This window comes from Pseudoalteromonas sp. SG45-5, assembly GCF_014164085.1.
GTDB classification, from domain to species: Bacteria; Pseudomonadota; Gammaproteobacteria; order Enterobacterales; family Alteromonadaceae; genus Pseudoalteromonas; species Pseudoalteromonas aliena.
This window is the reverse complement of the sequence record NZ_JACJEM010000002.1, coordinates 1-15,705: the sequence shown is the minus strand read 5'-3', so window position 1 is coordinate 15,705 and position 15,705 is coordinate 1. Positions and strand designations below refer to the sequence as shown.

At 40.0% G+C, this 15,705-nt stretch carries 14 protein-coding genes and 1 pseudogene; 3 read left to right on the top strand and 12 right to left on the bottom strand.

What is annotated here, in order from left to right:
* The 5 genes from sucA to sdhC all read right to left on the bottom strand — a co-directional run bounded on the left by sucA (window position 1) and on the right by sdhC (window position 6,127).
* A complete protein-coding gene (gene sucA, locus H5119_RS00645) occupies window positions 1–2,820 on the bottom strand; it encodes a 2-oxoglutarate dehydrogenase E1 component (protein ID WP_182700827.1) in 2,820 nt (939 codons plus the stop codon).
* A 91-nt stretch (window positions 2,821–2,911) separates the two neighbouring features.
* Window positions 2,912–3,628 (bottom strand): succinate dehydrogenase iron-sulfur subunit, encoded by a 717-nt coding sequence (locus H5119_RS00640; protein ID WP_077538037.1) that lies wholly within the window; start codon window positions 3,626–3,628, stop codon window positions 2,912–2,914.
* A gap of 10 nt (window positions 3,629–3,638) precedes the next feature.
* Window positions 3,639–5,411, bottom strand: coding sequence for a succinate dehydrogenase flavoprotein subunit (gene sdhA, locus H5119_RS00635; RefSeq protein ID WP_077538038.1), 1,773 nt, complete (start codon window positions 5,409–5,411; stop codon window positions 3,639–3,641).
* On the bottom strand, window positions 5,412–5,759 hold the full coding sequence (gene sdhD, locus H5119_RS00630; RefSeq protein WP_077538039.1) for a succinate dehydrogenase, hydrophobic membrane anchor protein: 348 nt from the start codon (window positions 5,757–5,759) through the stop codon (window positions 5,412–5,414). It lies immediately after the preceding gene.
* Window positions 5,750–6,127, bottom strand: a complete 378-nt coding sequence (sdhC, locus tag H5119_RS00625) for a succinate dehydrogenase, cytochrome b556 subunit (protein ID WP_076914908.1) — start codon at window positions 6,125–6,127, stop codon at window positions 5,750–5,752. Before sdhC ends, sdhD begins: the two co-directional genes overlap by 10 nt.
* A gap of 418 nt (window positions 6,128–6,545) precedes the next feature.
* Between sdhC and H5119_RS00620 the strand changes: the two genes are divergently transcribed.
* The 3 genes from H5119_RS00620 (at window position 6,546) to H5119_RS00610 (ending at window position 9,614) form a co-directional block, all read left to right on the top strand.
* On the top strand, window positions 6,546–7,832 hold the full coding sequence (locus tag H5119_RS00620; protein ID WP_077538040.1) for a citrate synthase: 1,287 nt from the start codon (window positions 6,546–6,548) through the stop codon (window positions 7,830–7,832).
* A gap of 125 nt (window positions 7,833–7,957) precedes the next feature.
* The gene (locus tag H5119_RS00615) at window positions 7,958–9,184 is read left to right on the top strand and encodes an aminotransferase class V-fold PLP-dependent enzyme (protein WP_182700826.1); all 1,227 of its coding nucleotides are present in this window, start codon (window positions 7,958–7,960) and stop codon (window positions 9,182–9,184) included.
* 13 nt (window positions 9,185–9,197) lie between these two features.
* Entirely contained in the window at window positions 9,198–9,614 is a 417-nt protein-coding gene (locus tag H5119_RS00610; protein WP_077538041.1) for a SufE family protein, read from the top strand.
* Window positions 9,615–9,649: 35 nt separating this feature from the next.
* On the opposite strand, the gene tcdA is transcribed toward H5119_RS00610, so the two are convergent.
* From tcdA to H5119_RS00575, 7 genes and pseudogenes are all read right to left on the bottom strand, one after another.
* Window positions 9,650–10,447 carry a tRNA cyclic N6-threonylcarbamoyladenosine(37) synthase TcdA gene (tcdA, locus tag H5119_RS00605; protein WP_182700825.1) on the bottom strand — a complete coding sequence of 266 codons (798 nt, stop codon included), beginning with the start codon at window positions 10,445–10,447 and terminating at the stop codon, window positions 9,650–9,652.
* Window positions 10,448–11,128, bottom strand: a complete 681-nt coding sequence (locus H5119_RS00600; protein WP_077538043.1) for a TIGR01621 family pseudouridine synthase — start codon at window positions 11,126–11,128, stop codon at window positions 10,448–10,450.
* Entirely contained in the window at window positions 11,125–11,886 is a 762-nt protein-coding gene (gene kdsB, locus H5119_RS00595; RefSeq protein ID WP_077538044.1) for a 3-deoxy-manno-octulosonate cytidylyltransferase, read from the bottom strand. Before kdsB ends, H5119_RS00600 begins: the two co-directional genes overlap by 4 nt.
* Window positions 11,874–12,071 carry a Trm112 family protein gene (locus H5119_RS00590; RefSeq protein ID WP_138584419.1) on the bottom strand — a complete coding sequence of 66 codons (198 nt, stop codon included), beginning with the start codon at window positions 12,069–12,071 and terminating at the stop codon, window positions 11,874–11,876. Before H5119_RS00590 ends, kdsB begins: the two co-directional genes overlap by 13 nt.
* Window positions 12,061–13,041, bottom strand: coding sequence for a tetraacyldisaccharide 4'-kinase (gene lpxK / locus H5119_RS00585; protein WP_182700824.1), 981 nt, complete (start codon window positions 13,039–13,041; stop codon window positions 12,061–12,063). Before lpxK ends, H5119_RS00590 begins: the two co-directional genes overlap by 11 nt.
* The gene (gene msbA / locus H5119_RS00580; protein ID WP_182700823.1) at window positions 13,038–14,783 is read right to left on the bottom strand and encodes a lipid A export permease/ATP-binding protein MsbA; all 1,746 of its coding nucleotides are present in this window, start codon (window positions 14,781–14,783) and stop codon (window positions 13,038–13,040) included. The genes lpxK and msbA overlap by 4 nt, the downstream gene beginning before the upstream one ends.
* Before the next feature lie 60 nt (window positions 14,784–14,843).
* Window positions 14,844–15,581 (bottom strand): annotated as a pseudogene (locus H5119_RS00575) (ComEC/Rec2 family competence protein); the annotation flags it as partial.
* Between the last annotated feature and the right edge of the window lie 124 nt (window positions 15,582–15,705).

Sequence of the window (15,705 nt, the reverse complement as noted above, 5' to 3'; positions counted from 1 at the left end):
TTATCCTTTATTTTCTATAGTAAGCGCGTCGGCAACGAGCGCTTGTTGTTCTTTAGTATGTACTGACATGTAACCACACGCTGGTGATGCAGAGGCTTTACGACCTGCATACTTTAATTTAGCACCTTGTGGGATTGCATCAACAAAGTGATGCTGTGAACAATACCATGCACCTTGGTTTTGCGGCTCTTCTTGACACCATACAAAATCAGTAACGTGTTGATAGCGTTCCATAATCGTTTGCATTTCATCGTGTGGGAACGGATATAATTGTTCAACACGTACAATTGCAACATTATCTTGTTCAAGCTTACGACGCTCTTGTAATAGTTCGTAGTAAACTTTACCACTACAAAATACAACGCGTTCTACTTTCTCAGGCTTAATATCATCGATTTCGTCGATCATATTGTGGTAAATACCTTGTGAAAGCTCTTCAAGAGATGAAGTTGCCAGCGGATGACGTAGTAACGATTTAGGCGTCATAACAATCAATGGACGACGAAGTGGTCGAACCGATTGACGACGAAGCATAGCGTAAACTTGTGCCGGAGTAGACGGAACACACACTTGCATATTGTGATCTGCACACAGCTGTAAGAAACGCTCTAAACGTGCTGAACTATGCTCTGGGCCTTGACCTTCGTAACCATGAGGTAATAATATTGTGAGACCACATAAACGGCCCCATTTTTGCTCACCAGAACTTAAAAACTGGTCAAATACAACTTGCGCACCATTAGCAAAATCACCAAATTGTGCTTCCCATAGTACTAATGAAGTAGGCTCCGCAGTGGCATAGCCGTACTCAAAAGCAACAACAGCTTCTTCAGATAAGACCGAATCAAATACTTGGAATGTACCTTGATCTTCACTCAAATGCTGTAACGGCGTATAGGTAGCACCATCTGATTGACCATGAACAACAGCATGACGATGAAAAAATGTACCACGGCCTGAATCTTGACCCGTTAAACGAATATCGGTGCCTTCAGTTACGATTGTTGCATAAGCAAGCGTTTCTGCCATTCCCCAATCGAGCGGTTTCTCACCGCTTGCCATTAACTTACGATCGTCGTAAATCTTTTTAACGCGAGACTGTGCTTTGTATTGCTCAGGGTAAGACGCTATCTTCTCACCAAGTACTTTTAATTCTTCAACTGATACACTTGCATCGTAATCAACATTCCACTCGTGGCCAACATACTTTGCCCAATCAGAAGAATGCGATGTCTCTGGCTGAATTTCTGAAACAACACAGTTGCCTTCGTCTAATACGTTACGGTACTCATCAGCAAGGGCTTTAACTTCTTGTTCAGAAAAAGAGCCTTCAGCAATAAGTTTATCAGCATAGATTAAACGTGGAACAGGATGCTTTTTGATTTTTTGGTACATTAGAGGCTGTGTAGCATTGGGCTCATCAGCTTCATTATGACCATGGCGACGGTAACACACTAAATCGATTACAACGTCACGCTTAAACTGGTTTCTGAAATCAAGTGCAAGTTGTGTAACAAACGCGACTGCTTCAGGATCATCAGAGTTAACATGGAAAATTGGTGACTGAACCATTTTTGCAATGTCAGTACAATAATCAGTAGAACGAACGTCATCTTGTTTTGATGTAGTAAAGCCAACTTGGTTATTGACAACAATACGAATACTACCACCACAACTAAACGCGTTAGTTTGTGACATATTAAACGTTTCTTGTACAACACCTTGACCTGCAATCGCAGAGTCACCGTGAATAGTTATTGGGAGCGCTTTAATACCAGAACTGTCACTTAGGCGGTCAAGACGAGCGCGAACTGAGCCCATAACTACCGGGTTTACAATTTCAAGATGAGACGGGTTAAACGCAAGCGCCATATGTACATTGCCACCTTTGGTAGCAAAGTCAGATGAGTAACCCATGTGATATTTAACATCGCCTGAGCTCAATGTTTCTTTATGTATTCCAGCAAACTCATCAAATAATTCTGATGGATTTTTACCAAGTACATTTACAAGCACATTTAAACGACCACGGTGAGCCATACCAATAACAGCTTCTTGTTGGCCGCTTTCGCCTGCTCGGTGAATAAGCTCTTTTAGCATAGGAACTAACGCATCGCCACCTTCCAGTGAAAAGCGCTTAGCACCTGGGAACTTAGCCCCTAAATATTTTTCAAGTCCATCAGCTGCCGTTAATCCTTTAAGGATACGAAGCTTTTCTTCTTTTTCGAATTTAGGCCTAGACTGAACAGACTCTAAACGCTGTTGTAACCAACGTTTTTCTTCTGTTGATGTGATGTGCATATACTCAGCGCCAATCGAACCACAATATGTAGTTTTTAGTGCTTGGTATAGTTCACCTAAAGGCATAGTATCGCGGCCAACGGCAAACGATCCTACGTTAAACTCGCGGTCAAAATCACTTGAAGATAAGTCGTGGTAATCTAGCTCTAAATCTCGTACACGCTCTCGTTCCCAAATGCCTAATGGATCTAGGTTTGCATTTTGGTGTCCACGAAAACGGAAAGCATTAATAAGTTGTAGAACTTTGACCTGTTTTAGGTCACCGCCACTACCCTCTGCTACCACTACTTCTCTATGCTTGTTTTTGGCAAGCTGTGCAAACTGCGCTCGAACTTCTGAATGCTTTACTTCAACATCCACACCATTAACTTTAGGTAATTGTTCGAACACTTCTCGCCATTCTTCTGGCACAGAAGTCGCATCGTCTAAATACGCTTCATAAAGCTCTTCTACATAAGCAACGTTGCCGCCGTTTAAATGTGAAGATTCTAGCCATGCCTTCATCACACCTTCGTGCATTTATAAGCCCTTTTCTTTAGCGCAGAAATTAATAGTTATTATAACAAGATGGCTAATAATCTCTATTAGCCATCTTACAATTACTAAGTAATCAAACCGCTCGGTTTAATAACATAGATTTGATTTGTCCAATTGCTTTGGTCGGGTTAAGACCCTTAGGACAAACGCTAACACAGTTCATGATACTGTGACAACGGAACACGCTGAACGCATCGTCTAAATCTGCTAAACGTTCTTCAGTTGCTGTATCTCGGCTATCAGCTAAGAAACGGTAAGCATGAAGAAGGCCTGCTGGACCTATGAACTTGTCTGGATTCCACCAGAACGAAGGACACGATGTTGAACAACATGCACACAAAATACACTCGTATAGCCCATCTAATTTATCACGTTCTTCAATAGATTGAAGACGCTCGCCTGCAGCAGGCGTATCATTAATTAAATAAGGCTTAACTTTTTCGTATTGAGTGTAGAACTGACTCATGTCAATAACAAGGTCACGAACCACTGGTAATCCTGGTAATGGACGAACTACTATTTTACCTTTGCCATTTTTTTGTAGCGTTGATAAAGGAGTAATACATGCTAAACCATTTTTACCATTCATGTTAACACCATCAGATCCACACACACCTTCACGGCATGAACGACGAAAAGATAATGTAGGATCTTGTTCTTTTAAAAGAATAAGTGCGTCCAACACCATCATGTCGTGACCTTCCTCTGTTTGCAAGGTGTATTCTTGCATACGAGGAGCGTTGTCAACATCTGGATTATAACGATAAACTGATAATTGTACTTGTGCCATCGTCTGTCTCCTAGTAAACACGTGCTTTAGGTGGGAAAGCTTCACGCGTTTTAGGCGCATAGTTTACATCACGCTTGCTCATTTCATCCGTTAAAGGATTGAATACTGAGTGACATAACCAGTTTTCGTCATCACGATCTGGGAAGTCAAAGCGAGAATGTGCACCACGGCTTTCTGTACGGAAGTTTGCAGCTACTGCAGTTGAGTAAGCTGTTTCCATTAAGTTATCAAGTTCTAGACATTCGATGCGCTGCGTGTTGAAATCTGATGATTTATCATCAAGACGTGCATGTTGCAGACGTTCACGAATTTCTTTAAGTTCTTGAAGACCTGTAGCCATTGAATCACCTTCACGGAATACCGAGAAGTTAAGCTGCATACATTGCTGCAAGTCTTTTTTGATTTGAACTGGATCTTCACCTTGCCCAGTCGTTGAATTTTCCCAACGATTGTAACGTGCAAGTGATGTTTCTAAATCAGACTCTGACGCGGCTTTAGATATTTCAACGTCATTAAGGTATTTGCCTAAGAAGTTACCCGCAGCACGGCCAAATACAACTAAATCTAGTAATGAGTTACCACCTAAGCGGTTTGCACCGTGTACAGATACACAGGCAATCTCACCTACTGCAAATAAACCTTGAACTACTTTTTCGTTGCCTTGAGCATCGATTTGTAGCGCTTGACCATTTACGTTAGTTGGCACACCACCCATCATGTAATGACACGTTGGGATTACTGGAATTGGCTCTTTTGCAGGGTCAACGTGAGCAAATGTTTTAGCAAGATCACAAACACCTGGAAGACGTAAATTAAGCGTTTCTTCACCTAAATGGTCAAGTTTTAGCTTAAGATGTGGACCCCAAGGACCGTCACAACCACGACCTTCACGAATTTCTGTCATCATTGAACGTGCAACAACATCACGAGACGCTAAGTCTTTCGCGTTTGGTGCATAGCGCTCCATGAAGCGCTCGCCATCTTTATTTAAAAGATAACCGCCTTCACCACGACAACCTTCTGTTACTAGCGTACCAGCACCGGCTATACCTGTTGGGTGGAACTGCCACATTTCCATGTCTTGCATAGAAATACCAGCACGTGTTGCCATACCAACGCCATCACCTGTATTGATGTGAGCATTTGTTGTTGATGCAAAAATACGACCTGCACCACCAGTAGCAAGTACTACGGCTTTAGATTTGAAATAAGTGATTTCACCTGTTTCAATCTCAATGGCAGTACACCCTACTACGTCACCATTATCGTTTTTAACTAAATCAAGTGCATACCATTCAGAGAATACATTTGTTTTGTTTTTTACGTTTTGTTGATAAAGAAGGTGTAATAAAGCATGACCAGTTCGGTCAGCTGCAGCGGCTGTACGCGCAGCTTGTTCACCACCAAAGTTTTTCGATTGACCACCGAAAGGACGTTGGTAAACACGGCCATTTTCAAAACGAGAAAATGGTAGACCCATGTTTTCTAATTCAGTAATAGCTTCTGGGCCTGTTTGACACATGTATTCGATAGCGTCTTGGTCACCGATAAAATCGGAACCTTTGACGGTATCGTACATATGCCATTCCCAGTTGTCTTCGTGTGAATTACCAAGCGCTACTGTAATACCACCTTGTGCAGATACAGTGTGTGAGCGTGTTGGGAATACCTTAGATATTAATGCACACGTTTTGCCAGATTCAGTAATTGCTAGAGCGGCGCGCATACCAGCACCACCTGCACCAATTACTACGGCGTCAAATTCACGAACAGAATATTTCACTTAAACACCCCATAATACGATTAGACCAATAGCTACGTAAGCAACGGCCATTAGGTTTAATATAAAACCTAAAACAGCACGTAACTTCGCACACTTAACATAGTCTGTAAGAACTTGCCAAAGGCCAATGCGGGTATGAACCATAATGCAAACAAGGGTAATTAATGTAAACCCTTTCATTGCTAGGTTAGAGAAGAGGCCTGTCCAGGCTTCGAAAGTGACTTCTGGCGTCGCTAAAAAATAGCCGATAATAAAAATCGCATATGCGCTGATTATTAATGCCGTGGTACGTAAAGATACGAAATCTTGTACACCATCACGTTTAAGAGTTGCTTGATTTAAAACCATATCCACACCCCTGCCAATACGGCAAACACAACACCAAGAGCCATAGAAACTTTAGCGCTGAGGTTACCTGATTCAAGTTCTTCCCAATGTCCCATATCCATAATCATATGACGGATACCACCAATAAGGTGATAACCTAATACAGAAACAGTGCCCCAAGCTATAAATTTGGCAATGAATCCGTTAAACAGACCCTTGACGAATTCAAAACTTTCAGCTGAAGAGAGAGACTCTGACCAAGCCCAAATGACAAACGTTAAAGCAAAAAATAATGCAACACCGGTGACGCGGTGAAATATTGACGCTTTAGCCGTTGCCGGCATCGATATAGTTGTTAGATCTAGATTTACAGGTCTTTGCTTTTTCACAGTTACTTGCCCATCTTGCTCGCAGTGGAGCTCATCTACTTGCTTTTCTAAAAACCCATCAAATATTACTGATGGAACTATCAAAGTAAACGTATAGAATCAGTTAAAGTTCACAATAGCGTAAAAATTAAACTGTAAAACTATGTTTACCCAAATACAATACGGTTTAAAACCACCGTTAGTATATATACCCACAGGACTTTTTACAATTCTTGTTTATTTAGAGATGTTTGCGAATTAGCCAATAGTATTATATTTAATTGATATAGAATATTTATTATACAAATGTGCATAATGTTTATAAAAATTGACTTTAACCCCCTCTTTCACGTTAAAATGCAAAGATGTGCTTAAAACAGATTTCAGAACTTTAAAATCTAAAAATCAGAATAGATATCTTAATAGGAGATACATAGCGATGGCAGATAAAAAAGCCACAGTCCAAATTGATGGGCTAGATCCAATCGAACTTCCAATTTATCAAGGCACTGCTGGCCAAGATGTAATCGACGTACGTACGTTAGGTGCACATGGTCACTTTACTTATGACCCAGGTTTCATGTCGACTGGCTCTTGTGAATCTGCAATTACTTATATTGATGGTGGCAAAGGCATTTTGCTTCACCGTGGTTACCCAATTGAGCAATTAGCTGAAGAATCTAACTACATTGAACTTTGCTATTTGTTACTAAATGGTGAGTTACCATCTAAAGAGCAGTATGATGCATTCGCTAAGCAAATTACTCGCAGTACAATGCTTGACGAGAAGATTGCTAACTTTTTCCAAGGTTTCCGCTTTGACGCTCACCCAATGGCAATGCTTTGTGGTGTAGTGGGTGCATTATCATCTTTTTATCATGAAGACCTTGATATTACTGATGCTGAACAACGTAAAACCAGTGCTGTTAAATTAGTTGCTAAATTACCGACTATTGCTGCTATGGCTTACAAAACAAACATTGGCCAACCATTTGTTTACCCACGTAATGATTTAAGCTATGCAGAAAACTTCTTACATATGATGTTCTCTGTTCCTGCTGAAGAGTATAAAGTTAACCCAGTAACAGCTAAAGCGATGGATAAAATATTCATGCTTCATGCTGATCACGAGCAAAATGCGTCTACGTCTACCGTTCGTCTTGCTGGTTCTTCTGGTGCTAACCCGTATGCGTGTATTGCTGCTGGTATTGCATCTCTTTGGGGTCCTGCACATGGCGGCGCTAACGAAGCATGTTTAAACATGTTAGAAGAAATTGGCTCTGTAGATCGCATTGATGAATTCGTTGCTAAAGCTAAAGATAAAGCGGACCCTTTCCGTCTGATGGGTTTTGGACACCGTGTTTACAAAAACTTCGATCCACGTGCAACCGTGATGCGTCAAACGTGTCACGAAGTATTAGCTGAGCTTAATATCCAAGATCCACTTCTTGATATTGCAATGAAGCTTGAGCAAATTGCACTTGAAGACCCATACTTTGTAGAGAAGAAACTTTACCCTAACGTAGATTTCTACTCAGGTATTATCTTAAAAGCGATCGGTATCCCAACAAGCATGTTCACTGTAATTTTTGCAATGGCACGCACAGTTGGTTGGATCACTCACTGGGATGAAATGCTATCTCAACCAGGTCATAAGATCAGTCGTCCACGTCAGCTTTATACTGGTTACACTGCACGTGACTATGTATCAACTGATAAGCGCTAATACGCTTTAATCGTGTTTGAATACTTTAAAAGGCCGCTTTTGCGGCCTTTTTTATTATTTGTTACTTGAGAATAATAATAAAGTGATTACAATTCTCGCCTTAAATTACAACGTTGATGAAGCTAATGACTGTTTTAGAGTTTGATATAAATAAAATTCGACGAGACTTCCCTACCTTAAATCAAACTATAAACGGCTGTCCGCTTATTTATTTAGACTCAGGGGCTACGACACAAAAGCCGCAAAGCGTTATCGATATAACAGCCGATTATTACACACATAAAAATGCAAATGTACACCGGGGCCGTCATTCATTGAGTGAAAACGCTACTGTATTGTATGAAAGTGTGCGAAACCAAACAGCTGATTACTTTGGTGTAAAAAACAATGAAATTGTCTGGACCAAAGGGGCCACTGAGGCAATCAACCTTGTCGCAAATGGACTAAAAAGCCAAATAAGCAAAAACGATACAATAGTAATAACACCACTTGATCACCACGCAAATATTGTCCCATGGCAAGTTTTAACGCAGCAAACAGGAGCAAAGCTCGCTGTTATGCCGTTAAATAGCGACGGTACTTTTAATATTTCTCTGTGCTGTGAATTTATTGAGAAAAATAAACCTAAGCTCGTTGCTATTACACAGGCATCTAACACGCTTGGTAATATTACTAATTTAAATGCATTAATTACTTGCGCAAAAGCAATGGGGTCAGTTGTTTTGGTTGATGGCGCGCAAGGTGCGATGCATTTAAGACCTGATTTGAAAACGCTTAACTGCGACTTTTACGTTTTTTCGGCTCACAAAATGTTAGGACCAACAGGGTTAGGCGGCTTATATGGTCGTTATGAGCTTTTAAATACCCTACTCCCTTATCAAACTGGTGGGGAAATGATCCAAACCGTTACACTCATGCACAGTACCTATCGTGATGCTCCCGCCAAGTTCGAATCAGGCACCCCAAATATAGCAGGAGTACTAGGATTTGGCGCTGCACTTAGCTATCTAACTCAATTTAGTCATGAGCAAATCCTCAAACATGAGCAAAATATATTTAATTATGCCGCAAGCAAATTAAGTCATATTGAGGGTATTACACTGTATAGCGACTTAAATAATAATATAGGTACATTGTGCTTTAATTATAAAGATGAGCATCCATATGATTTGGCAACTTTACTTGACGGTTATGGTGTTGCAGTAAGAGCTGGGCATCATTGTACACAGCCTTTAATGGCTCATTTAGGGCTTAGTGGCACCCTCAGAGCAAGTTTCGCATTTTATAATAATCATGATGATGTAGATCAATTCATCAAAGCACTGCGCGAATCTATCGCACTTTTAGATTAATTTTGGATAGCTAATGATAAATACGTTTAACCTAGTAACTGATCCGATAAAAAATGCGTCTGCGTGGCAGCAAAAATACCGTGAAATAATGCTACTTGGTAAAAAATTACCGCTGTTACCTGATGCGTTAAAGACAGATGACGCACTCGTACCTGGGTGCGAAAGTAAAGTGTGGATGTTTGTAGAGTTTGATTTAACTGAGAACGCATTAGTGGTCATAGGTGACTCAGACACACGTATTGTTAAAGGCTTATTAGCATTAATTTTAGCTCTGTATAACGGTTTAACCCCTGAGCAAGTAATAAATATCAACGCGTATGAAGAGTTTGAAAAACTAGGCTTAATTAAGCATTTAAGTCCTTCACGAGGCAATGGTATAAAAGCAATGGTCGAAAAAATACAAACGTTAGCCAAAAAAAAAGCGCGTTAGGCGCTTTTTATAACAATATAATAAGCAGTCCGTATTTAAATGTTTAAACGTGCACGCTTATCTAAGTATTTTCGAATCGCTTTGGCTGCAACAAAAAACCCAAAGCTTCCTGTGATCATAGTGACAGAGCCGAAACCATTATTGCAATCCATATTCATCGAGCCATCAGCGCTTTGCTTTGCATGGCATACACTACCGTTACTGCCAGGGTATACAAGCTGCTCTGTTGAATAAACACAATCGATATTAAATTTACGCTTAGGGTTATTACTAAAATTATACTGCTTGCGTAAAATATAACGAACTTTTGCAAGTAGAGGGTCTTGCGTGGTTTTAGCCACATCACCAAATGTTATTTGACTAGGGTCGGTTTGCCCACCTGCGCCACCCGTTGTAATAATAGGCAGTTTATTACGTTTGCAGTGCGCAATTAATGCTGCCTTTTCTTTAACCGCATCAATGCAATCTATAACGTAGTCAAAACCTTGAATATGCGATTGAATATTATCGAGTGTGATAAAGTCATCTATTACATCAATCTGGCACGCTGGGTTTATTAACTCACAACGCGCTTTCATTGCATCCACTTTAGCTTGGCCTATCGTGCCGCTAAGCGCATGAATTTGCCTGTTTACATTGGTCGCGCAGATATCATCTAAATCAATGAGTGTTATTTTACCAACACCTGTACGCGCAAGGGCTTCAGCAGCCCAGCTCCCTACACCACCAATACCGACGACACAAAAATGTGCTTGTTGAAGCCAATCAAATTGCTGATGACCATATAAACGTTTAATTCCGCCAAAACGTATATCTGTAACTTTTTCGTTCATTTACCAATCCAGTTGCCATGGCGACTGCCATGCTTGAAAATCTTGATGTTTTATCAGCGCTATATATTCATCGCCATGATCAGGTAACAACGTAAATTGCATGTGTTCACCTTGCCATAAAAAGCTCAGTGCATAAGCATGCAAATAGGTACGATTTGATGGCGTACCTGCATACATTGCATCCCCTAAAATAGCCGAACCTATGCTCTTTAGCGCCACCCTTAATTGATGCGTTTTACCTGAATAAGGTTTCAAAATATACGCCCTAAACCCTGTTTTATAACTCACAGAATAAAATCGAGTGATCGCTGGATTAAGCTTAGTTGTTAGTAGCTTGAACGAACCACGACGAGATTTGGCCATATCACCTTTTATCCAACCTTGCTTTTTTTTAGGTTTGGCATCGCTGATAGCTAAATAAAATTTGCTTATTGCATGCTCAGTAAAAAGTGCAGTGAAACATGCAGCTGCGTCTTTGTTTCTCGCTAAAATAATCAGCCCTGATGTCACCTTGTCTAAGCGATGAACAGCATAAAGTTTTTGCGATAATTGCAGCTCAGCTAACACAACAAAACCAGGTCCATCTTCTGAATGAAAACTGAGCCCTGCTGGTTTTTCTAAAATATAAAAATCGTTATGTGTAAATACTATTTTTAACAGTGTATTTGCTTGTTCACTCACGCGTTTGTACTTTTAATATGTGCTATAACTTTGGCTAAATCTTCGGGTGTATCAACGCCTGAATGCGGCGTTATCTGCGCTTGCTCTATTTTAATTTTATAACCGTGATATAGCACGCGCAATTGCTCTAACGATTCAAGTAACTCAAGCGGAGATACACTGAGCTGTGTGTATTGTTTAATAAAACCTGCTCTGTATGCATAAATACCCACATGGCGTTGAAATGGCGCTAAATCAAGCCTGTTTTTATCATCCATCATCGCACTTCTGTCAAATGGAATATTGGCTCGCGAGAAATACAACGCATTTTTATCAATATCGCTAACCACTTTAACGGCATTAGGATTAAATACGTCATCTCGCTCTTCAATAGCAACACTTAAGGTTGCCATTGGTGCCGTTGAATCGTTTAATAGCGCAGCAACCTGAGATACATTTTCAGGTGCAAGTAACGGCTCATCACCTTGTACATTAACCACAATGGTATTGCTATCGAGCTCAAGTAAATCAACGACCTCAGCTAAACGCTCAGTACCTGAGTGATGATCTTCGCGAGTCATTAGCACATCGCTGGTAAATAAACTGACTGCGTCAAATACTTTTTGATGATCGGTTGCAATAACAACTTGGCTTGCGCCTGATAAACAGGCTTTTTCGTAAACATGCTGAACCATTGGCTTACCACAAATATCAGCAAGCGGTTTACCTGGCAATCGGGTTGAGGCAAAACGAGCCGGAATTACAACTACGAATTCCACTTTTCAACCTCATCTAAAGATAATTCACGCGCTTCATTTTCAAGCAGTACCGGAATGTCATCTTGAACCGGATAAGCTAGCTTAGCTGCGGTGCTAATTAGCTCGTTATTTTCTTTATCAAAACGTAATTTTCCCTTACACACTGGGCACGCAATTATCTCGAGTAGTTTTGTATCAAAGGCCATTGAGGATCCCTTTTTCTTTTAATAATGAATTTAATGTGTTTATAACGACATCGGAAGGCTCTGCATCTACAGGTAAATAATACCAATTAGGTTTTGCAAAACTACCGCACTTTACCGCATCTTTTTCAGTCATGACTACGTTATCATCACCAAACCCAGAAAAATCATCCGCAGTGTATGCATAATGATCTCTAAAATGATGAGTTGATAGTAAGCGAATACCTTGCGCCTCTAGTGAGTTTTCAAAACGCTTCGGATTGCCAATCGCGCTGATAGCATGCGCACTGGTAATTAAACTGTTCACGGGTTTTGTGCCACTTACTCGTCTTATTGGGCTGGTTTGTAACGTATAATGACTGCTACTTTGACCACCATTTTCAATAACTAAGTCGACACTATTTAAACGCTTTTTTGTCTCTCGTAATGGCCCTGCTGGCATTAAAAAACCATTACCGAATTTGCGTTCACTGTCAACAATACAACACTCAATACTACGCGCCATTTTATAATGTTGCATGCCATCGTCTGAAATAATAACGTCTGGTGCATATGTGCGCTCTAGCAACTCAATACTGTGCTGCCTATTAGGGCCAACAGCAATTGGACACTTTAAACGATGATATAAAAGTATCGGCTCATCACCCGCTTCATTCGTACTTACTTGATCTGTAACAAGCAGAGGGTAATTATTAGCATGTCCACCGTAACCACGGCTAATGATCCCAACAGATAAACCTTGTTGCGTTAAATAGTTAAAAAGCCATAACACAAACGGTGTTTTTCCATTGCCACCCACGCTAATATTGCCAACCACAATAATTGGCGTTTTACTTTTAAATTGTTTTAAAAACCCTAATTTATACAAACACTTTCGAATGCTCGAAATCAACCAAAATAGTACTGATAAGGGTAAAAGTAATAGCGTAATTACGCTGACGGGCTTATACCAGCTATGCTCTATTTTATTCACACTTGCTCGCCAAATTGCATTTTACAAAGTGCAGAGTAAGTACCGTCATTGGCAAGTAAACTTGCATGATCTCCACTTTCAATAACACGTCCATTATCGATAACGTAAATTCGGTCGCTATTTTCAATCGTTGATAAACGATGCGCAATGACAATAGACGTTTTATCTTTCATTAACGCCTCAAGAGCTTGTTGGATCAGTTTTTCAGATTCGGTGTCAAGTGCAGACGTAGCTTCGTCTAAAATTAAAATTGGTGCATCTTTTAAAATAGCTCTCGCAATGGCAATGCGTTGTCGCTGGCCGCCTGAAAGCATCACGCCATTTTCGCCTACCATGGTATTTAATTGCTCAGGAAGATCTTTGACAAACTCCCAAACATGCGCCTGTTTTGCCACGCGTATTAACTCATCAGTAGAGACATCATGCGTTATGCCATAGCAAATATTGTTCGCGATAGTATCGTTAAATAACACGACTTGTTGTGAAACTAAGGCAAACTGACGTCGCAAGTCAGCAAGTTTATAGTCACTTAGTGCAATACCGTCGAGTTGAATTTCGCTTGGCAGCTCTAAATCATAATAGCGTGGCAGCAAATTGGAGATTGTTGACTTCCCCGAGCCTGAGCGACCTACTAATGCAATGCTTTCACCAGCCTTTATAGTCAAAGATAAATCGTTGAGTACGGCTTCTGCTTTTGTTGGGTATTTAAACGTTACATTTTTAACCTCAATTAACCCTTTAACTTTATCGACTGCGATTATGCCGGTGTCTTTTTCTACATTTTCGTCAAGGATTAAAAATATACTTTGCGCTGCCGAGATACCACGTTGCATGTCGCTGTTAACGTTAGCTAATTGCTTAAGTGGACGCAGTAACATCATCATCGATGATATCAAAACCACAAAATCACCAGAGCTTATCGTGTCAATCATTGCGGGCATTGATACCACCCACAAAATAACGGCCATTGCGCTTGCAGCAAGAACTTGAATAATAGACACACTGAGTGCTTTAGTTGCATCCATTTTTATTCGTTGTTGACGGTTGTGATTATTAATTTTAGAAAACTTATTGATTTCTTGCTCTTGCCCACCAAAACCATGTATTACCTTGTGCCCGCTTAACATTTGTTCTGAGCTGCGTGTAACTTGCCCCATCGCCGATTGAATATTTTTAGAAATATGGCGAAAACGCTTAGACACAACGGTAACAATAATGGCAACGAGTGGGATGATCACTAAAAATATTAGTGATAACTTCCAATTGGTATAAAACATCAAACCCAATAAAAATACAACAAATGCCCCTTCACGTACCACAATCAATAACGCTTTTGTAATGGCTTGTTGAACTTGTTCGGTATCAAAGGTGATCTTAGAGATTAAATCACCGGTTGAGTTTTTATCATGAAAAGAAACCGGTAAATGTAATATGTGTTCAAATAATGCTTGGCGAAGAGAGCGTACAACTTGGGAGCCGACATAACTTAAACAATATGACGACATAAAATTAAAAATGCCACGACCAATCACTAAAGCAATCACAACAAACGGCGCATACGTTAACACATCACTATTGCGCTGGTTTAAGCCTTCATCAATAAACGGCTTCATTAATTGAATGAATAACGCATCCATTGCCGAATAACCAATCATTCCTATAATAGCAACAAGGGCAACGCTCTTATATGCACCAACGTAAGAAATTAACCGTTTATAAATTTGCGTAGTACTTTGATCCATAACACTCTCTTTATACAATTACAGCCCCTATTGTATCCTTAGGTGCACTAAAACAAAACGTCAATCTTTGATAAACCAGTAACTTTCATACTCTCTTGCCGTTTTTACCTGTGCATACTCATTGTAAAATTTGACACTGATTTGTCCTTGCTGTCCTGTAACATATTGAGTTGCATTTATTTTGCTATAACGCTTAACAACCTGCTGTTTAGGAAATTGCCATTGCCCTTTATAGGCACTTGAATGAATAACAATTTGTGGGTGTACTGCTTTTATAAATGCATCACTTGAGGATGTATCACTGCCATGATGCGGGCTCAACATCACTGTACTTTTTAAAAAATAGCTCTGTTGGAGTAATTGCGCTTCTCGTTGCTTAGAGATATCACCCGTTAATAAAACACTGTGCGCTTTATCAGACACTCTAATAACGCATGAATCATCATTTTCATTTTGAAAGTTTGTTGTTTTAAAGCTCTCTATTTTAAGACCAAAAAAATCTCTCTTCGCGACTTTACATATATCTTGTAAATTATGTGGGTGAAAAGCAGCAAAGGTAGATTCATACCCTGCTTGCATAAAGTGTTCAACACCACCAGCGTGATCGCTATCTTCGTGACTTAAAACAGCTATAGATACAAGCAGTTTATTGGCTTCAATATAAGGTAATAAAATACTACGAGCACGGCTAAAACGATTAAAGTAACTAGGGCCAAAGTCATAAATTAACGCTTGTTTATCTTTTTCTATCAGTACCATCAAGCCATGCCCTACATCAAAAACATGTAATTGCCATTTTGAATCGCCCCGTGTTTGCCAGAGACTCAATAACTTGAGAAACTGGAACTATGAAAAAATCAAATCGCTATACATCAGAATTTCGTGAACGTGCAATTAGGCTTGTTACCACACAACAGCATGA

Bases quoted from the DNA above. Each gene is read 5' to 3' on its own strand.
- sucA (WP_182700827.1), bottom strand. From the start codon at position 2,820: ATGCACGAAGGTGTGATGAAGGCATGGCTAGAATCTTCACATTTAAAC.
- H5119_RS00640 (WP_077538037.1), bottom strand. From the start codon at position 3,628: ATGGCACAAGTACAATTATCAGTTTATCGTTATAATCCAGATGTTGAC.
- sdhD (WP_077538039.1), bottom strand. From the start codon at position 5,759: ATGGTTTTAAATCAAGCAACTCTTAAACGTGATGGTGTACAAGATTTC.
- H5119_RS00620 (WP_077538040.1), top strand. From the start codon at position 6,546: ATGGCAGATAAAAAAGCCACAGTCCAAATTGATGGGCTAGATCCAATC.
- H5119_RS00615 (WP_182700826.1), top strand. From the start codon at position 7,958: ATGACTGTTTTAGAGTTTGATATAAATAAAATTCGACGAGACTTCCCT.
- H5119_RS00610 (WP_077538041.1), top strand. From the start codon at position 9,198: ATGATAAATACGTTTAACCTAGTAACTGATCCGATAAAAAATGCGTCT.
- tcdA (WP_182700825.1), bottom strand. From the start codon at position 10,447: ATGAACGAAAAAGTTACAGATATACGTTTTGGCGGAATTAAACGTTTA.
- H5119_RS00590 (WP_138584419.1), bottom strand. From the start codon at position 12,071: ATGGCCTTTGATACAAAACTACTCGAGATAATTGCGTGCCCAGTGTGT.
- msbA (WP_182700823.1), bottom strand. From the start codon at position 14,783: ATGGATCAAAGTACTACGCAAATTTATAAACGGTTAATTTCTTACGTT.